1 protein-coding gene is annotated in these 1,322 nt (G+C 50.9%); it reads right to left on the reverse strand.

What is annotated here, in order from left to right:
• Positions 1-31: 31 nt before the first annotated feature.
• A complete protein-coding gene (locus FN808_RS18755; protein WP_142716153.1) occupies positions 32-1,261 on the reverse strand; it encodes an IS256 family transposase in 1,230 nt (409 codons plus the stop codon).
• Between the last annotated feature and the right edge of the window lie 61 nt (positions 1,262-1,322).

Genomic DNA, 1,322 nt, shown 5'->3' on the forward strand with positions numbered 1-1,322 from the left:
GGGTGTGTAAACTGAACTCTGTCCGGGCTGCTTATTTTTCGTGGTTACGGGTTAAGTCTAATGGTAGTCGATCGCCATATCGAATAGCCAGCTGCTGAACCGTCAAGGCCCAGTTTTGCAAGGGCGATGTCCATTTCTTTTCGATATTTTTGGTAGCCAAATAGATCAGCTTAAGTAGAGCCATGTCACTGGTGAAGGCCCCTTTAGTTTTGGTGACCTTTCGCAGTTGCCGGTGGTAACCTTCCACGGCATTGGTCGTGTAAATGAGGGTGCGAATCGGGGGTGTATACTGGAAGTAGGTGGTTAGCTTGTCCCAGTTATTCTGCCAAGACTGTATAACAATAGGATACTTCGCTTCCCACTTGTCGGCTAGATCTTGGAGCGCTAATTCAGCCAAATCTTTGGTGTCGGCCCGATAGACCTGCTTCAGGTCCCGCATGAACTCCTTCTGGTCCTTGCTGGCGACATACTTCAGGGAGTTGCGGATCTGGTGGACAATACAAGACTGCACATCGGCTTTTGGATACACGCTCTCGATAGCTTCTTTGAACCCGGTCAAGTTGTCCGTACAGGCAATGAGGATATCCTGTAGGCCTCGATTCTGCATATCGGAGAGCACCTGCAGCCAGAAGTTGGCCCCTTCGCTCTCGGAGACGTAGCATCCCAGCACCTGCTTGTAGCCCTCACGGTTGATGCCCAGGATGTTGTAGAGCGCCTTGTGGGTTACCCGACCCTCCTCACGGACCTTATAGTGCATCGCATCCAGCCAAACAATGCAGTAAACCTCTTCCAGCGGGCGGGACTGCCAGGCCTTGACCTCGGGGATGATGCGATCGGTAATCTGTGATAGAACCGTATGAGAGAGCTCGGTGTCGTACATTTCGGAGATATGAGCGCTGATGTCTCGAAGGCTCATTCCGAGTCCGTAAAGGCCGATAATCTTGTCTTGCAGGCTGTCGGCCAGCACGGTTTCCCGTTTTTTGATCAGCTGCGGGTCGAAGCTGCTCTGCCGATCCTGTGGAGTCTCGATCTCGAAGCTGCCTGCTGAACTTTTGATCGTTTTACGACCTTTGCCGTTGCGTTTGTTGCCTTTGGAGCGTTCATCGGTGTCCAGATGCTCGTCCATCTCGGCCTCCAGGGCCGCCTCGATGAAGCTCTGAAGCATTGGAGCAAAGGCGCCCTCTTTGCCAAATAACGATTCCCCAGACTTGAGCTGGGCCAAGGCTTTTTCTTGTAGTTTATCTAGTTCTTTTTGTGTCATGATTTGTCTAAGTTAGTAGATTTTAAATTACCAACCTAGACAGAGTTAGATTTACACTCTC

The sequence above is a fragment of the Fodinibius sediminis genome (genome assembly GCF_900182555.1).
GTDB lineage: Bacteria > Bacteroidota > Rhodothermia > Balneolales > Balneolaceae > Fodinibius > Fodinibius sediminis.